The 17,176-nt window shown below is 62.8% G+C and carries 12 protein-coding genes; 4 read left to right on the top strand and 8 right to left on the bottom strand.

Going from position 1 to position 17,176, the window contains the following annotated elements:
- Positions 1 to 124: 124 nt before the first annotated feature.
- Positions 125 to 2,296 carry a GGDEF/EAL domain-containing response regulator gene (locus K420_RS0115945; protein WP_027458923.1) on the bottom strand — a complete coding sequence of 724 codons (2,172 nt, stop codon included), beginning with the start codon at positions 2,294 to 2,296 and terminating at the stop codon, positions 125 to 127.
- A complete protein-coding gene (locus K420_RS0115940) occupies positions 2,293 to 4,434 on the bottom strand; it encodes an HDOD domain-containing protein (RefSeq protein WP_027458922.1) in 2,142 nt (713 codons plus the stop codon). The genes K420_RS0115945 and K420_RS0115940 overlap by 4 nt, the downstream gene beginning before the upstream one ends.
- A gap of 412 nt (positions 4,435 to 4,846) precedes the next feature.
- On the opposite strand from K420_RS0115940, the gene K420_RS20640 reads away from it, so the two are divergent.
- The 4 genes from K420_RS20640 to K420_RS0115925 are packed head-to-tail and all read left to right on the top strand — an operon-like array spanning position 4,847 to position 7,868.
- Complete coding sequence (locus K420_RS20640; protein ID WP_157275132.1) at positions 4,847 to 5,521, top strand: hypothetical protein; 675 nt, start codon at positions 4,847 to 4,849, stop codon at positions 5,519 to 5,521.
- Positions 5,522 to 5,546: 25 nt separating this feature from the next.
- Positions 5,547 to 5,855: a PqqD family peptide modification chaperone gene (locus K420_RS0115935; protein WP_198293868.1), complete on the top strand. Its 309-nt coding sequence runs from the start codon at positions 5,547 to 5,549 to the stop codon at positions 5,853 to 5,855.
- A complete protein-coding gene (locus K420_RS0115930; protein WP_027458920.1) occupies positions 5,852 to 6,763 on the top strand; it encodes an HprK-related kinase A in 912 nt (303 codons plus the stop codon). Before K420_RS0115935 ends, K420_RS0115930 begins: the two co-directional genes overlap by 4 nt.
- Positions 6,764 to 6,767: 4 nt before the next feature.
- The gene (locus tag K420_RS0115925) at positions 6,768 to 7,868 is read left to right on the top strand and encodes a nucleotidyltransferase domain-containing protein (protein WP_035854923.1); all 1,101 of its coding nucleotides are present in this window, start codon (positions 6,768 to 6,770) and stop codon (positions 7,866 to 7,868) included.
- Positions 7,869 to 7,877: 9 nt separating this feature from the next.
- On the opposite strand, the gene K420_RS19310 is transcribed toward K420_RS0115925, so the two are convergent.
- The 6 genes from K420_RS19310 to prsK are packed head-to-tail and all read right to left on the bottom strand — an operon-like array spanning position 7,878 to position 17,167.
- A complete protein-coding gene (locus K420_RS19310; protein ID WP_035854921.1) occupies positions 7,878 to 8,642 on the bottom strand; it encodes a S1 family peptidase in 765 nt (254 codons plus the stop codon).
- Complete coding sequence (locus K420_RS0115915; protein ID WP_051453197.1) at positions 8,639 to 9,547, bottom strand: lytic transglycosylase domain-containing protein; 909 nt, start codon at positions 9,545 to 9,547, stop codon at positions 8,639 to 8,641. Before K420_RS0115915 ends, K420_RS19310 begins: the two co-directional genes overlap by 4 nt.
- A 22-nt stretch (positions 9,548 to 9,569) precedes the next feature.
- Positions 9,570 to 10,850 carry a nucleotide sugar dehydrogenase gene (locus tag K420_RS0115910; RefSeq protein WP_027458917.1) on the bottom strand — a complete coding sequence of 427 codons (1,281 nt, stop codon included), beginning with the start codon at positions 10,848 to 10,850 and terminating at the stop codon, positions 9,570 to 9,572.
- A 46-nt stretch (positions 10,851 to 10,896) separates the two neighbouring features.
- The gene (gene prsT, locus K420_RS0115905) at positions 10,897 to 13,674 is read right to left on the bottom strand and encodes an XrtA/PEP-CTERM system TPR-repeat protein PrsT (protein ID WP_027458916.1); all 2,778 of its coding nucleotides are present in this window, start codon (positions 13,672 to 13,674) and stop codon (positions 10,897 to 10,899) included.
- A gap of 23 nt (positions 13,675 to 13,697) precedes the next feature.
- Entirely contained in the window at positions 13,698 to 15,056 is a 1,359-nt protein-coding gene (gene prsR, locus K420_RS0115900; protein WP_027458915.1) for a PEP-CTERM-box response regulator transcription factor, read from the bottom strand.
- Positions 15,053 to 17,167 (bottom strand): XrtA/PEP-CTERM system histidine kinase PrsK, encoded by a 2,115-nt coding sequence (gene prsK / locus K420_RS0115895; protein ID WP_027458914.1) that lies wholly within the window; start codon positions 17,165 to 17,167, stop codon positions 15,053 to 15,055. The genes prsR and prsK overlap by 4 nt, the downstream gene beginning before the upstream one ends.
- Between the last annotated feature and the right edge of the window lie 9 nt (positions 17,168 to 17,176).

The following is a 17,176-nucleotide window of genomic DNA, read 5'->3' as shown; positions in this document are numbered from 1 at the left end:
CCGCCAGCCGCCCAAGCGTTGTAGCTCATGCGTTGGTGTTCCAGCCTGTCGCTGCCACGTTGCCCGGGTATGCGCCATTCCATGCCGTAGGAATTAACAAATCCCAGTCAATCCACCAGCTTTATCAAGCCGCGAGCTGTCCCTCCAGGAACTCCGTGAGTTCCCCGGCCGGCATGGGCTGGAAGAAGAAGTAACCCTGCATTTCATGGCAGCCGAGCTGGCGCAGCACGGCGACCTGGTGGGCAGTTTCGACCCCCTCGACCATCACCTGCAGGTTGAAATTGCGGGCGATCCCGACGATGGCCTGGATGATGGCGCAGGAATCCTGCGGTGCCTTCAGGTCGCGCACGAAGGACTGGTCGATTTTGATCCGGCTCACCGAAAAGCGGCGCAGGTAATTGAGGCTGGAATAGCGCGTCCCGAAATCGTCGATCGAGATATGCACGCCGGTACTGCGCAAGTGCTTGACCCGGACGACGATATTCTCGACATCCTTCATCAACAGGCTTTCGGTGATTTCGATTTCCAGCGATTCGGGGGGGACGGCGAAGCGGGCGAGCGGCGCCTCGACGCGCTCCAGCAGATCGGTCCGCTCGAACTCCCGAGGCGACAGGTTGACGCCCATCCGCAGGTGCCCGTACCCGCGCTCCCGGAGCACGCTCAACTGGGCGCAGGCCTCGTTCAGCACCCAGTCGCTGATGGCGACGATGAGGCCGGTTTCCTCGGCAATCGGGATGAAGACATCAGGCCGGATCAGGCCTTCCTGCGGATGATGCCAGCGGATCAGCGCCTCCAGGCCGACGACACACCCGGTCAGCGCATCGATCTGCGGCTGGTAATGCAACTCGAACTGATCGCCCGTCTTGACCGCGTTGCGCAGGTCGTTCTCGATCGACAACCGATCGCGGTGCGCCTGGTGCATGTACGGCTGGAAAGCGACGTAGCCATTCTTGCCCTGCGCCTTGACCTGGTACATCGCCACGTCGGCGCAGCGAATCAGGTCCTGCGCGCTGACCGCATCGTCGGGATAAACGGCAAGGCCGATGCTTGCCGTCGCCAGGAACTCGGTATCCGCCACCAGGAAGGGCCGGCGCAGTTCGCTGAGGATTTTTTCGGCAATGACGCCGATGTCCTCAGGGCTCGTCAGGTTGGGCAGCAGCGCCGTGAACTCGTCGCCACCCTGGCGGGCCAGGGTGTCGCCCGTGCGCAGGCAGCGCCGGATGCGGGCGGCGAACTCGCGCAGCAACTGGTCACCGGCCTGATGGCCATAGGTGTCGTTCACCAGCTTGAAGCGGTCGAGATCGAGAAACATCACCGCCAGCTTTTCCTTGCGCCGCACCGCCTGCGTGATTGCCATCTCCAGACGGTCGACGAACAGGGTGCGGTTGGGCAGGCGGGTCAGCAGGTCGTGAAAGGCCTGGAAGGCGATGGTCTCTTCCGCCTGCTTCCGTTCGGAAATGTCCCGCGCGACGCCCGAGGTGCCGAGAAAGAGGCCCGGTTGCCCGAGGTTGGTCGTGCGATATACCCCCTGGGAACTCAGGATGGTCGTGATGCATACGCCGTTGCGAGCCCGGCCCGCCGACGGCTTGCGCCGGAAGCGCACTTCGAGATTGTTCGTCGAACGCGGGCCGATGCGCCGCTCGTTAAAGGCAAAGCGGGCATGCTCGTGGTCGCGCGGATCGACGATGGCGCTGTAATGCTGGCCGGTGAGTTCCTCCGGTGCATAGCCCAACAAGGTCTGCACCCGGCCGTTGAAGAAGGTGAAGTAACCCTCGCTATCGAGCGTGAAGATGAGGTCCGGCGACTGCTCGACCAGAAAACGGTGCAGGCTTTCCGAATGGCGCAGGCGGGCCGTGATCAGCGCATGCTCCTTCTCCCGTTGCCGCTGGCTCAGCGCGCGCTCGACGGCGATGATCATGTCGTCCGGATCGCAATCCTTGCGCAAGAACTCGAAGGCGCGATGGCGCAAGGCGTGGATGGCGGAATTGATCGACTTGTCGGCGCTGAACACGATGACCGTGGTGTCGATCTCGTGCGCCACCAGCCACTCCATGATCTCCAGACCGGAGATGTCCGGCAGCCGCAAATCGAGAATGACCAGATCGATCCGGCCCTCCTTGAGCTTTTCCAGGGCTACCTGGCCGGTGGCGGCTTCGTCGATCATGCGTTCATCGGCTGCGAGCAGGCTGCTGTAGGCGCGACGAAAATGCGGCTCGTCATCGACAATCAGGATGCGCTGCTGCGAAGGAATGCCGGGCAAGGTCGCCAGCTCGTACAGTGCGTTGATGACGTTCATCCGGCATTTCCCCCGTCATGCCTTGGAATGAGCAGGGCGATGCTGGTTCCGACGCCCAGCTGGCTGCGGCACGTGATCAGGATACCCTCCTGGCGGGCCAGGCTGCCAACGATGGACAGCCCCAGGCCGCGTCGCGCTCCCTCCGGTGTGGCCTTTGGCCGATAGAGCGCCTGGATGACCTCCTCCGTCATGCCCGGGCCGTTGTCGTCGATGCGCAACTGCACGTAATTCGCCCCATCGTGGATGATGTTGTCGCTGACTGCGATCTTCACCGTCTTGCCCCCGGTGAGGGCCTCGGAAGCGTTCTTCCACAGGTTGAGCACGATCTGCTTCAGGTTGTCGCGATTGATCCGGATCGCCACGCCGGATGCCGGGAACAGGGTCTCGACCCGTATCCCCCGGGTCTTGAACAGCGTGTCGGCATAGAGCATCAGGAAATCGTTGAGTACGCCGACCAGATCGAGATCGCGCCCGGTCGTTGCACCCTTCAGGGTTTGCGTCATGTGGCCGACGATGTTGGCTACCCGGTCGATCTCCTCGGTTAGCACCGCCAGCTCATGGCGCCCGCCATCCTCCGGCAGCTTGCGCTCCAGGATCTTCAGGTAGCTCTTGATGATGCCCAGCGGGTTGCCCGCCTCGTGGGCAATCTGCCGTGCCTGGGTGGTGAATTGCTGGGTCAGCTCCACCGCCACCTGCTGGCGATGCCGCTCGGCCTCCTGTGCCGCATCCAGGCTGATTGCCGCGATCTTGCCAAAATTGGCCAGCCACGGAATCCGCTTCTGCAGGCGGCCGTGCTGGCGGGTCGAGAGGCCGCAGATCATCACCCCGATCACCCGGCTGCGTGCCAGCATCGGAATGCACAACAAGCCCTCGGCCGACAGGGCGCGGGCCAGTTGCAGATCCAGCAGGGGAAGCGGCTGCGGGCTGTCGAAGGTTGTCCGCACCTGGCGCTGCACGACTGCAGCAGCGGCCAGTGAACGTGAAGCAAGCAGCGGGATCGACAACTGCCGGAAAAGATCGGGCTGGCCGCCCACCTGCTCGCCGGACAAGGCATCCCCCGCGTCGTTGGCCAGCAGGATGGCCACCTTGGAAAGCTCGAAGAGAATGCGCGCCGACTCCTGCAGGGCGAGCAGTACCTCCTTGTCGCTGCCCAACTGGAACAAGTCCTGTTGCAGCGGCTGCAGCAGCGCCATGCCACCCATCAAGGCGGTGAGCTCGTCTTCCGTCGGGTTGCCGGGGACCGGCGGTGCCGTTGGCTGGGCGGGTAGGGTGGTGCGTCGCTTCGGGAAGGTCTCGGGCAACGCCATGCCCAGCGCCTCGGCAATCTGCCGGGTGCGTTCGATGGCCTGCTCGCGCACCGTCAGCAAATCGGCCTTGCGCACCGTGAAGCTGGCGCCGTTGATGACCAGGCCCACATCCGGCGTGTCATCCGGCAGGGTGACCAAGGCCTGGGCCAGCCAGATAATCTGTGGCAGTGCCGTCGCCGTCAGGATCTGCGCCGGCGCGGCATGGTGGAAGGCGACGCTGTCACCGAGCACCGAATCCAGCCCCCAGCGATCGATCAGCCAGCCGCCCACTTCGGCATGCGTAGTGGCGAAAAGCTGCGTTTCCTCGCCCAGCAAACGCGGGTTGTCGGCCGAATTGAGCAAAAAGCGGCGATACGGCTCGCCAATCGCATTGAGCATGACCAGCTCGCCGATGTTGTGCAGCAAACCGGCCAGATAAGCCTCGTCGGGGGCCGGGTAGGCCGCGCTGTCGGCAATCCCGCGCGCCAGTTCGCCGACCAGCAGCGAATGCATCCAGAAATCGGCGATATCGACGCCCTCCATCCGGGTATCCCGCTCGAACAGGCGCTGGATGGCCAGGCAGGTTGCCAGCGAACGGATCAGGCGGGTGCCCAGGGCGATCAGGCAGGTGTCGATATCTTTCAGCTCGCGGCCACGACGCAGGGCAGGGGAGTTGGCCACCCCGAGAACCCGGCTGGCCAGCCCCGGGTCTTTCCCAACGATGCCCGCCAGATCGGCCATCGTCGCCTGCTCGTCATCCACCGTGCGCAAAAGGCGTAGCAGGATTTCCGGCGGAGACGGAATCTGGCTGCTTTCGATCGAATCTTGAACGGCTTCGGGAAGACGATGCATGACGGCAGAACGTCCAGCTGATGAAAAGGCGGGTTCGATGACTCACCCGATAAGTTGCGCCAAATCCCGTAAAGTTACAACACCCAAAAGTAAGGAATATGAAAATCGCAAGGCAAACGCCATATATGCCAAATGGATGTTGTGGCGGGCGGCTGGCCCGAAGTAACGAGGCACTAGGCTGATACCGAGCCATTCAATGCGTTTTTTCCCGTAGGCCTGAGAAAAGGAAGCGAGGTTGCCTTGTAGTCGCTGGCGGTAGAACCGACGGGCATCTGGGCATTCCTGTAGCGCTTCCCTGGGTTTGTGTCGGAAAAATTTACATGTGTATTATTTCGCATAATGCCGCTGTCACTGCTTGACTGAGCTACGTCACTGTTCTTAAATGGAATCGGCAAGTAATCGACGGCATGGATTGAAATTTGCTTCGATAGAGATTGACGAGGCGTCAAATCGCCAGAAGATTCATGAAATTCCGGCAGTTGGCCAGGAATTCGCAAAGAGGTTCAACGTGAAATCCAATAGTGAAAACAAGGAAGGCAAGCAACTCAGCGAGCGGCCTTCCCCTGCGATTTCAGGTAATCGACGAAAGTTGATTCGGGGTGGGGTTATCGGCGCACCGGTCCTGCTCGCCCTGAAGAGCACGCCAGTTTTGGCCTGCAATTGCAAGCAACCGTCAGGTTTTTCCACATCCGGGAATTTGAGTCGGAATGGAGGGGCGAGTTGTACTGATCCAGCCAAGAGTCCGACTTACTGGTCTGCTAATACCTACGACAAGTACAGCAGCCGAGGGAGGGCGACGAAGTATTTCCGGTATGCAAATGTTCGTGCCGATACCAAATTCAAAGATGTTTTTGGTGGAACGGACGAGCGAAAGTTTATCGATGTTCTCGGGGAAGGCAGTTTTGCCTCGCTGGTTGTCGCTGCGTATTTGAATCTCAAGGCTGGCCGGTTTGTTTCCGGTGTTTCCCTGTCGTCGGTCCAAGAAATGTGGAACGGAACATATCGCCCGACCGCCGGTGCTCCACCGTGGACCAAGGAAGAGGGCGAGAACTATCTGCGTTATGTGATGGGCCTGCCGCTTCGCTGAACCCCGGTGCGGTCCCATTAACGTCTTGTCTCAACTTTTTCGCAGCATGGTCAGGGTTGAGCCTCGGGCCGAGGCGGAAATCCTCTGGAAGGAAGTGGATGAGGGCTGGATACGTTTCGACACGTTTTCCGGCACCACGCTGCTCCTGAGCCCTTTGGCCCGTTTCGTACTGTCGGCAATCGATGAAAGCGCGGAAGCGCTTTCGCCAGCCCAGATCGTCGAACTGGTCCTGGCCGAGGAGGGCGATGCCGATCCGGCAGACTGCTTCGTTGAAGTGGAGTCGACGTTGCAGATATTATCCGGGGCCGAACTCATCGAACCCTGCCGCCTTTGATCGTCAGCGACCTGGCACCTCCGGAATTGCACCGCCGTTTGCGTAGCGACGGTTTACGACTTTCATCCGGGCCATTCAATTGCCGAATTCAGACTCGCATCAGCGAGATTATCCCCGAACTGATTCGGCTTTACGCCCATCATCCGGTCATTCCGGACGATGCCTTCGTCGATTTTCACATCGCCATCGAAACCGGGCGCGGCCTGCACCGCTGGTTCCGGCCCCAGGCACGCTTTCTGGTCGATGGCGTCGAACCTTTCACGCCCCTGCCGCGCGCTCAGGCGTTGCCCATGATCGAATGGGGGCTGAACTGGTGCATCACGGCGTACAGTCAGCATGTCCTGATTCTGCATGCCGCTGCCTTGGTCCGCGGCGAGCGGGCGATTATCATGCCGGCCCCGCCGGGCTCCGGCAAAAGCACGCTGTGCGCTGCCCTGGCCAATCGCGGCTGGCGCCTGCTGTCGGACGAACTGACCATCATCCGCCTGGATACCGGGCAAATCGAAGGACTGGCGCGGCCAGTCAACCTGAAGAACAAGTCGATTGACGTCATCAGCGATTTTGCGCCAGATGCCTTTCTGACTGCGCCGGTGCGGGATACCACCAAGGGAACCGTCGCCCTGATGGCACCTCCCGCAGACAGCGTCCGCCAACTTGGCCAAGCGGCCTGGCCGCGCTGGGTCGTCTTTCCCCGCTATGTCGCCGGAAGCCGGGCGGCCTGGGCACCGTTGCAGACCGGCGCCGCATTCCTGCAGATTGCCGACAATGCGATGAACTATCACGTTCTTGGCAAGAAGGGCTTCGCAGCCGTGTCGGCGCTTGTCGACCGCTGCGATCATTTTGGCTTCGAGTACGGCGATCTGGACGAGGCGATTGGCTGTTTTGACCGCCTGGCTGGGGAGGCGTGAGCCGATGAGCCTGCTTGTCACGGTGTTCAGGAATCCGGCCATGGTGCGGGAATTGCTCGATGGGCCCTGGGATTTGCTCATTCGCCAGGCGCGCCACGCCAATCTGCTCGGACGCCTGCACGAGCTGCTCGATCAGGCTGGCGAACTGGCCAGTGTGCCGCAGCGCCCGCTCAATCATTTGCGTTCGGCGGCAACGATGGCTGAGCGGCAACACCTGTCGATCCGGCGCGAGGTCGATATCCTGCAACAGACGCTCGCCCGCCATGGCCTGCCGCTCATCCTGCTGAAGGGGGCGGCTTATGTCATCGCCGGCTTGCCGGCTGCCAGCGGCCGGGTATTTGCCGACATCGACATCCTGGTGCCGCGCGATCGCCTGCCGGAAGCGGAATCCCTGCTCATGCAGACGGGGTGGGTGAGCACCGCTACGGACGCCTACGATCAGCGCTACTATCGCCAGTGGATGCACGAACTGCCGGCCATGCAGCACCTGTTTCGCGGTACGGCGCTTGACGTTCATCACACCATCCTCCCGCCGACTTCCCGGCACAAGCCCGACCCCGCGCTGCTGCTCGAAGCGAGTGTCGAGATCGCGGCCTGCCCGGGCGTGCGTGTGCTGTCTCCGTGCGATATGGTCTTGCACAGCGCGACCCACCTTTTTCACGAAGGGGAGTCGGATAACCTGTTGCGCGACCTGACGGATCTCGATGCGCTCCTGCGGGAATTCGCCCGCACCGAAAGCGGCTTCTGGCAGAACCTGATGGCACGGGCCGAGTTGCTCGGGCTTGAGCATCCCCTCGCCTTGGCCTTGTACTATGCGAATGCCGTGCTCGACACCCCGGTGCCCGCCGAGGTGCTTGAAACGGTCCGCCACAGGATCAACGGCGGGCCGGGCCCGTGGCTGCGGGATGCGATCTACCGGCGGGTTCTGCGGCCTCAACACGACTCGGTTGCCGACTGGTTCTCGCCGGTCGCGCGCCGCCTGCTCTATGTCCGGGCGCATTGGCTGAGGATGCCGCCCTGGCTGCTGGCCTATCATCTGGCCCACAAGTTCCTGTTCCCACCCAAGGCGGTGTCGGTGCCGCTCGACGGCGAACGGCAAGCCTGAGCGGCCCGCTCAGTTCTCGTTCAGCAACTGCTTCACATAAACGGCCGGGATGGCGTAGGTAATCCCCGACGGGGCAGACAGGGCTGCCTCCTTGCTGCCCTTGACGAACACCATGTTGATGACGCCGATGACGAGGCCGGTTTCGGCATCGTAGACCGGGCTGCCGCTATTCCCCGGGTAGGCGGTGGCATCGAGCTGGAAGATTTCGAAGCTGCCGCGCTTGAGCTGTTTGATCAGCTTTTCGTTGATCTGATTCGCGTTGCCGCCGGGCAGCGCGATGGGCGTGATGGCAGCAACGATGCCCCGGTGGGTGACGGGTGAGAAGCCCAGCGCACCGCCAATCGGAAAGCCGGTGAAGGCGATCGGCTGGCCCTCCCGGATGGTTCCGGAATCCCCGATCTGGAGCGCCGGCAGCGGCGGGCCTTCGAGACGGATCAAGGCGATATCCCGGTCGTCGACCCGGGCGACGACCCGGGCCCGTCGTATCGTGGCACCGCCTTGCGACGGCCGGATCAGGATGGCCAGTTCCGGGGCATCCGGAATGCTCAGTTCGGGCAGGACATGGGCGTTGGTCACCACCTGCGTGCCGTCACCCGTCACGAAACCCGTGCCGCGAAAGACGAAGGGCGGGCTCTGTGTCTTCTTGTAGGTTCCGATGGCGACGATGGAGGGCTTGACCCGCTCGATGGTCGCCGGAAGATCGGCGAAAGCGGAACCCGGCAGGACGGCCAGCCAGAACAAGACAACCCGCAGTGCCGCCGAAAGTGCCGTCACATCATTCTTCTTGCCGCGACGATGCGCGAGAGTTCGGGGGAGGGGGGCGTGATCGTGGCATCGAAGGGATGGTCATCACGCTTGAAAATCTCCCGTATCCGCTGGACGTAGCCACGCGTCTCTGGATAAGGCGGGATGCCGACATAGCGATTCACTGCACCCTCACCGGCATTGTAGGCAGCGGCCACCAGGGTGATGTTGCCCTGGAAGTAGGCGAGTAGCCAGCGCAGGTAGGCCAGGCCGCCACGGATGTTCTGTTCCGGATCGAAGGGCTTCTTGACATTGAAGCGTTCGGCGGTTTCCGGGATCAGTTGCATCAGGCCCTGCGCGTTTTTGGTCGAAACGGCGAGCGGATTGTAATTGGATTCGGCCCGGATGATGGCCATGGCCAGGCGCGGATAGACGCCGTACTGCGGGGCCAGCTTTTGCACCAGTTCCATCACCTTGCGTTGTTCCGGGGAGGCTCGGGCGACGATGTCGTGGCCGTTGTGGTCGGTGTCGGGCGGTGCGAGCAGGCAGTCGGGCGGGGCCCCGGCCGGTTCGCCCACCTGGCGCAGCATGCGCTCGGCCAAGCGATCGCCCTGGCTGGCTGCCAGGCTGAAGAAGTGGGCGGCGAGTGCATCGTCGCGGGCAATGCCGCGCCCCATTGCATACATCCAGCCGAGGTTGTACTGGGCTTCGACATCGCCGAGGCGGGCCGCCTCGCAATAGAGGGCCACGGCCTTTTCCGGTGCGCGCGGCGAGCCGTTGCTGCCATGCTCATGCCCCTTGGCTTCCTCGCGCAAGGCCGCACCGCGTTGCCGTTGTCCAGCCGCATCGTCCGCCCAGGCTGGCTGGGCGGCGAGCAAGGCCAGCAGGATCATGCCTGCCCGGCCGTGCGTCCGCAGTGTCGGAACGATGCTCATCAACTCCTCGACGAACTACCCTTTACAAACGCCAGAGCGTGATACCGGCCGCCTGGCAGGCATCCTGATCCAGCATGCTCTTGACGTCGGCGATGACGCCTCCTTTTTCCAGTTTAGACTGGTAATCGGCAATGGGAAGGGCCTTGTAGTGCTTGTGATTGACGGCGACGACGATGGCTGCGGTCTTGGGCAGCTTGTCCCATTCGACCAGGTCGACGCCGTATTCGTGACGGGCTTCGGCCGCGTCCGCCACCGGGTCGTGCACGACAACGCGGGCACCGTAGGATTCCAGTTCGCGGATCACGTCGATGACACGGGAATTACGCAGGTCCGGACAGTCCTCCTTGAAGGTCAGGCCGAGGACGATGATCGGGCAATCCTTGATCGGATGACCGCCGCGGACCAGCATTTTGATCGTTTGTTCGGCGACGAACTTGCCCATGCCGTCGTTGATGCGGCGGCCGGCCAGGATGACTTCCGGGTGGTAGCCCAGTTTCTGTGCCTTGTGGGTGAGATAGTAGGGGTCTACGCCAATGCAGTGGCCACCGACCAGGCCCGGACGGAAGGGCAGGAAATTCCATTTCGTTCCGGCTGCCTGCAGCACTTCCAGGGTGTCGATGCCGATCTTGTCGAAAATGATCGCCAGTTCGTTCATCAGAGCGATGTTCAGGTCGCGCTGGGTGTTCTCGATGACCTTGGCGGCTTCAGCGACCTTGATGCACGAGGCAGGGTAAACCCCGGCCGTGATCACGCTGCCGTAAATTTCCTGAACCTTGGCCAGGGTTTCCGGGGTGTCGCCGGAAACGACCTTGACGATCTTGGTCACCGTACGTTCCTTGTCGCCCGGGTTGATGCGCTCGGGCGAATAGCCGACGAAGAAATCCTTCTTCCAGGTCTTGCCCGATTCCTTTTCGAGGATCGGGATGCACACCTCTTCCGTGGCGCCCGGATAGACCGTCGATTCATAGACCACGATGGCGCCCGGCTTGAGGTTGCGGCCAACCGCCGTCGAGGAGCCGACCAGCGGGCTGAAGTCCGGCTGGTGCGCGTCATCCACCGGGGTCGGCACGGCGACGACGATGAAATCGGCTTCACGCAGCGCGGTTGCATCAGTCGTCACGCTCAGTTGGGTGGCGGCTTTCAGGTCGGCGGTGCTGACTTCCCCGGTCGGGTCGATGAACTGCTTGTAGCTCTCGACCTTTTCTTTGGAAAGATCGAGGCCGATGGTGCGGAATTTCTTGCCGAACTCGACGGCCAGGGGCAAGCCAACGTATCCGAGGCCGACTACTGCGATGACGGTCATTTTTGTCTAGTCCTTGATGATTTAGGAATGGGTTGAATGGGGTGAATCAGAGCGATTTGAGCAGTTGGCCGATTTCCGCCTGCTGGCTGAACTTGTCTCCCAACTGCGAGAGTGCCTCGAGTTCCCGGCGAGCCTCGTCCTTGCGGCCCGCGGCGACCAGCACTTTAGCCAGATTCAGCTGGATTGTGGAGGCTTGCGGAGCCAGTTTGAGTGCCGCACGCAGCAGGTCGAGCGCCTTGTCGGTCTGTCCCTTGTCGGCCAGCAACATGGCCAGCGTATCCATGAAAGCCGGCTGGTTCGGGGCGAGCTGATTCGCCTTCTCGGCATACTCGAGCGCCTTGGGCGACTTGGTCTGGCCGAGCGACCAGGCCAGATTGTTCAGGATCAGCGCATTGTTGGGCTGCAGGGCCTGGGCGGCCTGGTAATGGACCGCTGCCTGGGCGAAGTTCTTGCGCGCGCTGGCCAGGTCGCCGAGATACATGCGGAAGGCGACATCCTTCGGGTGTTCCTTGATCCAGCCGGCGGCGTGCTTGTCCGCTTCGGCCGCGTTGTCGGCTGCGAGCAGCGCGCCGTGCAGCTTGATGGCGAGGTCGGACGAGGCGGAAGCCTGGCGCAGACCGTTGCGATAGGCGCCGATGGCGTTCGGCCAGGCTTTCTGCGTGGCGTGGATGTTGCCTTCCAGCAGGTAGCCGGCAGCCTCCTTCGGCTTTTGTTGCTGGATCGTGCCGGCAATGCGCAGCGCTTCCTTGTTGTCCTTGTTCTCCATCGCCAGGTTGGCCAGGATAGCCTGCGCTTCGAGCAGGTCGGGCTTGATTTCGAGGGCCTTCTTCAGGCTCTTGATGCCTTCCTCGCGGTTCTTGCTGGTCAGTTGCGTTTCGGCGAGCAGCATCAGGGGGAGCGGCGAGCCGGGTTGCAGCGTGGCCAGCTTGCCAAAGGTTGTGCTGGCCTGGTTCAGGTCGCCCGACAGGCGCTGCACCTTGCCCAGTGCCTCGACGATTTCCGGCTTGTCGGGCAGGGCGGCAACCGCATCATTCGCGGCCGACAGTGCCTTCTTGTTGTCCTTGTTCTTCAGGTGGAGCTGGATCAGGGCGAGGCGCGGGGCCGATTCGGTCGGCGCCGCCGTCACCGCCTTGCCGATCAGCGTTGCCACTTCGTCGGCGCTGCCGCCGGTCGCTGCCTTGAGTTCGGCCAGGGCGAGGAGGGCCTGGGTGTTCTTGGCATCGGCCGCCAGGATGGCTTCGAAGCGCTTCCGGGCGTCATCCGGTTTCTTCTCGACCATGTCGAGGCGGGCCAGGTTGGCCGCCGCAGGGAAGAAAGTGGGCGATACGGTCAGGGCCTTTTCCAGACTCTGGCGGGCGGCCGGCACATCCTTCTTGGCCAGTTGGGCTTGCGCCTTGAGGTTGTAGCTGGCGGGGTTCTCCGGTTGCTTCCTGATCAACACGTCGATGGCGTTCAAGGCCTTGTCGAGCTGGTTGTTGCGCAGGTGGGCGGCGATCAGTGCGAGGTCAGCCGAGATGCCCTTGTCCTCGGCGGAGATTTCCTGCAGTTCCTGGAAGGCGTGGTCAGTATTGCCTTGCACCAGGTGGGCGACGGCCAGCGAGGTTTTCTTGCCGGCGCTCTCCGGGTCGAGCTTGCTTGCCTTGGCAAAGAATTCTGCCGCCTTCTTCGCTTCGCCGCTTTGCAGATAGGCTTCGCCGGCCAGGGTGAGCAGGTTCGAATCCTTGTCGATGACGTCCATCATCGGTTGCAGCGTTTCGAGCGCCTTGGCGGGCTGGCCGCTGCGCAGCTGGATGCTGGCTAGGATGCGGCGGGCGAGCGGCAGCCGGGGGGCCGATTGCAGGGCGCGGGAGAGATAGGTCTCGGCCTGCAGGAAGGAGCGCATCTGGAATTCGATGGCCCCAGCCAGTTGCAGGGTGAGCGGGTCATTCGGGGAGATGCGGAGCAGTTGCTGGATGGATTCCCGGGCCGTCTTGAAATCCTTGCGCTGGTAATTGAGCTGGGCGTCGAGGAAATAGGTGCGCGGGTTCTTCGGAGCAACCTTCTTGAGCGCTTCGAGTTGCGTGGCGGCCTCGTCGAGTTTCTTCGCCTGGAGCAGGGAACCGATCGTTGCTGCATAGGCCGGAACGTAGGTCGGATTGGTGTCGATCGCTTTCTGGAACTGGGCAAGGGCGCCGGTGGTATCGCCTTCGCTGCCGAGCAGTCCACCCTTGAGCAGCAGCCCCTCCGGGTTGGTCGGGAATTTGTCCAGGAAGGCATCCAGTTTGCCGCGGGCACCGGCCATGTCGCGGCTGGCGAAGGTGCTGCGAATGTCGGCGAGGCGGGCCGGAATGTTGTCCGGGTCGGCCACCAGTGCCTCGGCCAGCAGCTCCTTCGAGCGCTCGTTGTTGCCCAGGATGGCATGGGCGGCACTCAGCGAGGATTTCAGCGAGGACTGCGCCGGGCCGCTGGCAAGGCTTGTCTTGCCGAATTCGTCGATCAGCTTCTGGGCCTGGTTGAGGCTGAGCATGCTGCGGGCGAGCAATGGAACGACCGAATCAGCAGCGTAGTTCAGGGCCTGCGCCTTGCGCAGCTCGACTTCCGCGCCCTGGATGTCGCCGCTGTCGAGCAGGGCCGAGCCCAGCAGGAAGCGCGCTTCAGCCAGGTTGGGGTTCTGCTGCAAGGCGTTCTTGAGCTGGATGACGGCAGCCTTGGTGTCCTTCTTTTCAAGATATTCCTTGCCGGAGGCAATCAGCTTTTCCGGCGAATCGCCACCACAGGCGGCGATGAGCAGTGCGGCCAGCAGACAGGAAACGGTCTTGGTGAAGCGGGGGCGCAACGTAGTCATGACGGTTCTCTTTTCAGGGGAGGTTATTTCAAGCCCAGCCGATGCATCAGGTCGTACAGGGTCGGGCGGCTGATGCCGAGCATCTCGGAGGCTCTCAGCAAATTGCCGTTGGTGCGGCCGAGGGCGGTGACGACGGCCTGGCGCTCCGCTTCGTCGCGAATCCTGCGCAGGTCGATGAAACCGTTCTCCTCGGCCGGCTCGCCGAAGAGGCCAATGTCTTCCTGCGTGATGCGTGTTCCATCGGCCATGATGACGGCCCGCTTGATGCAGTTTTCCAGCTCTCGCACATTGCCCGGCCAGCGATGCGCCTCGATGGCGCGGATCGCGTCTTCACCGAGGGTCATGCTGCCGCGCTTCTCTTCTTCCGCGAAGCGGCGCACGAAGGCATGAGCAAGCAGTGCCGCGTCGCCCGTGCGCTCGCGCAGCGGCGGGATGGGAACGACGATTTCGGCCAGGCGGTAATACAGGTCCTCGCGGAAACGGCCGTCGCTGATCTGCGTCTTCAAATCCTGATGCGTGGCGCAGACGATCCGCACATCGACCGGGATTTCCTGCCGACCGCCCAGGCGCTCGACGACACGCTCTTGCAGGAAGCGCAGCAGCTTGGCCTGGAGCGGCAAGGGCAGGTCGCCGATTTCATCGAGCATCAGGGTGCCGCCGTCGGCCGTCTCGATCTTGCCGGGGGTTGTCTTGGCGGCGCCAGTGAAGGCGCCTTTCTCGTAGCCGAAGAGTTCACTTTCCAGCAGGTTTTCCGGGATCGCCGCACAGTTGATGGCGACGAAGCGCTCGCGGGCGCGCGGCGAGGCTTCGTGCAGGCCGCGGGCGAGGAGTTCCTTGCCGGTGCCGCTTTCGCCGAGCAGGAGGACGGTCGCATTGCTGCTGGCGACCTTCTCGATCATCCGGCATACCCGCTGCATGCCGGCGTCCCGCGTCAGAAGCCCGCCCAGCGCCGAAGGGTGCTGGCTGGCGAGCAAGCGGCGGTTCTCCTGCTGCAGATCGTAGAGACGGAAGGCCCGATCGATGGTCAGGGCCAGCAATTCCGGCTCGAAGGGCTTGGCGAAGAAATCGTAGGCGCCGAGTGCGATGGCGCGCAGTGCGTTGGCGTGGTCGTTCTGCCCGGTGAGCACGATGACCTTGGTATCGGGGGCGGCGGCGAGAATCTGCTCGAGCAGGCGGAAGCCTTCCGATACCGAATCGGCATCGGGCGGCAGGCCGAGATCCATCGTCACGACCGGCGGATTGTGGCGGTGAATCTGCGCCAGGGCGCTTTCGCGGTCAGCTGCCGTGAGCGTTTCGTATTGGTCGAACGACCAGCGCAGCTGCTTCTGCAGCGCCAGGTCGTCCTCCACGATGAGGAGGGGGCGGGGCCGTTCGGTTGTCACGCGCTTATTCTTTCTCTGAGATCGGATTCGGTTCGGATGACGAACAGAGGGAGGGCTACGGTAATACGGGTGCCGCGGCCGGGTTCGCTATCGACGAGCATTTCGCCACCCAGTTCACGGATGTACTGGGCGCTTTCGTAGGCGCCGATTCCCATGCCGGCTTCCTTGGTGCTCTGGAAGGGCTTGAACAGGCGGTCCCGGATGAATTCCTTGGACATGCCGTGGCCGGTATCGCCAACTTCGATGAGGGCCCGGTCGTTCTGTCGGGTGATGTGCAGCCAGACCCGGCCGCTGGGGGCCGAGGCGTCCAGGGCGTTTTGTACCAGATGACCGAGGACGCGCTCCAGGCGCTCATCGTGGCCGCGGGCGACGAGGTGCTCCTGGCAATCGATTTCGATCGGCCGGCCCTGCTTCATCTTGTCCTTCTGGATGCGCTGGGCGATGTCGTCGAGACTGACGCCGCAGACGCCACCGGGTGGCTTCGCTCCTTCGCGCAGTTGGAGCATCAGCTGGCGCATGCGCTCGACGGCATGGTCGACGGTCATCAGCATGTCCTGCTGGAATTCCGGATTGTCGCGATGCCGCTCGGCATTCTTCAGCATCAGCGACAACTGGGTGACGATGTTCTTCAGGTCATGGACGACGAAGGCCGACATCTTGTTGAAGGCGTCGAACTTGCGTATTTCAAGCAGCGCCTCGGTAGCCTGCATCTTGGCCAGGAAACTGGCAGCCTGGCAGCCGGCCGTGCGCAGCAGATCGTTGACTTCCCAGTTCACGCTGATCGGCGTGCGGGCACTGGCCAGGATCACGAAGCCCTGCATGTCGTGGCCGACCATCAGCGGTACGATCAGCCAGGCGTTGGGGACTTCCGACAGCCAGCCCGGGATTTCCAGATCGTTGTAGCGGGCCGGGAAGCAGCGGTACTCCTCCATGTTGATGACCCAGCCGCTGGAAATCAGGAACTGGCAGAACGGCGAATCATGTGCTTCGCTGGCAGTGCATTCCGGCAGATTCCAACGTGCGGTCTGTACGTAGTTGTCCTGGCCGGCTTCACGCAGGCACAGCATGCCGGCCGGGCTCTCGACCATGTTGGCCAGGCCGCGGATGACTTGCTGGCCCATGGATTGCGGCGAATCCTGGGTGGTCAGCGTCTGCGTGAAGCGCAACCATTCCTCGCGGTAGTCGTAGCGGTAATGGAAGAAATGCTTGCCGACCAGCACCTTGATCTTTGCCCGCATCGAGCCGGATACCAGCAGGATGCCCAGCGTCAGCAGGCCGGCGAAGACGAGAGCCAACTGGAAGGCGCGTCCCCAGTCGCCGCCGAAATAGCGCACGTAATAACCCACCCCGGCGACAAACAGCAGATAGGCCCCGGCAAAGAGCAGGGTGACGGAGTGAAAGGCTACCTTTTGCGACAGGCGGATTTTCGATGTCCAGTCCCGGCTTCGCTCCGAAGAGAGCATCAACAGCGGCAGGGTGATGACATGGATGAAACCGCGCACGGCCAGTGCATCGGGGTCGATGTGGCTGAACATCATGGCATCGGAGAACAGGTAGAGGTCGAAGCCGAACTGGAAGAGCAGGGCCAGGCAGAGCGGCTTGATGTTCCAGATCGAATCGTCGGAAACCGTCCGGAACAACTGTTCGACGAGGACGAGGCCGAGTACGGCCGAGGACAGGCCGTGCAGGATCAGGGCGCGCAGCCATTCCTCCGGCTTCAGCCAACCGGTGAGCAGCGCCCCCTGAATCGCGACGCCCAACGCGACCATCAGCCAGCAGGCCTGAACCAGCATTGCGGGCAGGCGTGGCCGCGCGCCGGAGTCGGCCGGCCCGGGCGAGAGCACCGAAATCAGGAAGGCGTACCAGGCTCCGTAGCGGCAGGTGTCGAGCAGGGCGGCAGATAGCACGGCGAGCGGCCGGCCGGCCTCGGCGGAAAGCAGCGAGGCAAGCGCCCAGATGGCCGACAGGACGGCGGCATAGCCGATGCGCCGGGTCCGTGCGTTGTGTCGCCAGTCGCCGCCCGCCGTCAGCAGGTAAGCGGCCAGGGCGACATAGCCGGCAGCGGCCAGGGAAAAGCTCCAGAAAGCGAGCGGGGTGTCGGCGGTATCCATCAGCGGATG

Source organism: Dechloromonas agitata is5 (assembly GCF_000519045.1).
Lineage (GTDB): Bacteria > Pseudomonadota > Gammaproteobacteria > Burkholderiales > Rhodocyclaceae > Azonexus > Azonexus agitatus.
The sequence above is the reverse complement of the archived record's forward strand: the minus strand, read 5'-3'. Positions and strand labels throughout refer to the sequence as shown.

Coding starts and splice junctions, on each gene's coding strand:
- K420_RS0115945 (WP_027458923.1), bottom strand. CDS start 2,296: ATGAACGTCATCAACGCACTGTACGAGCTGGCGACCTTGCCCGGCATT.
- K420_RS0115940 (WP_027458922.1), bottom strand. CDS start 4,434: ATGCATCGTCTTCCCGAAGCCGTTCAAGATTCGATCGAAAGCAGCCAG.
- K420_RS0115925 (WP_035854923.1), top strand. CDS start 6,768: ATGAGCCTGCTTGTCACGGTGTTCAGGAATCCGGCCATGGTGCGGGAA.
- K420_RS0115915 (WP_051453197.1), bottom strand. CDS start 9,547: ATGAGCATCGTTCCGACACTGCGGACGCACGGCCGGGCAGGCATGATC.
- K420_RS0115910 (WP_027458917.1), bottom strand. CDS start 10,850: ATGACCGTCATCGCAGTAGTCGGCCTCGGATACGTTGGCTTGCCCCTG.
- prsT (WP_027458916.1), bottom strand. CDS start 13,674: ATGACTACGTTGCGCCCCCGCTTCACCAAGACCGTTTCCTGTCTGCTG.
- prsK (WP_027458914.1), bottom strand. CDS start 17,167: ATGGATACCGCCGACACCCCGCTCGCTTTCTGGAGCTTTTCCCTGGCC.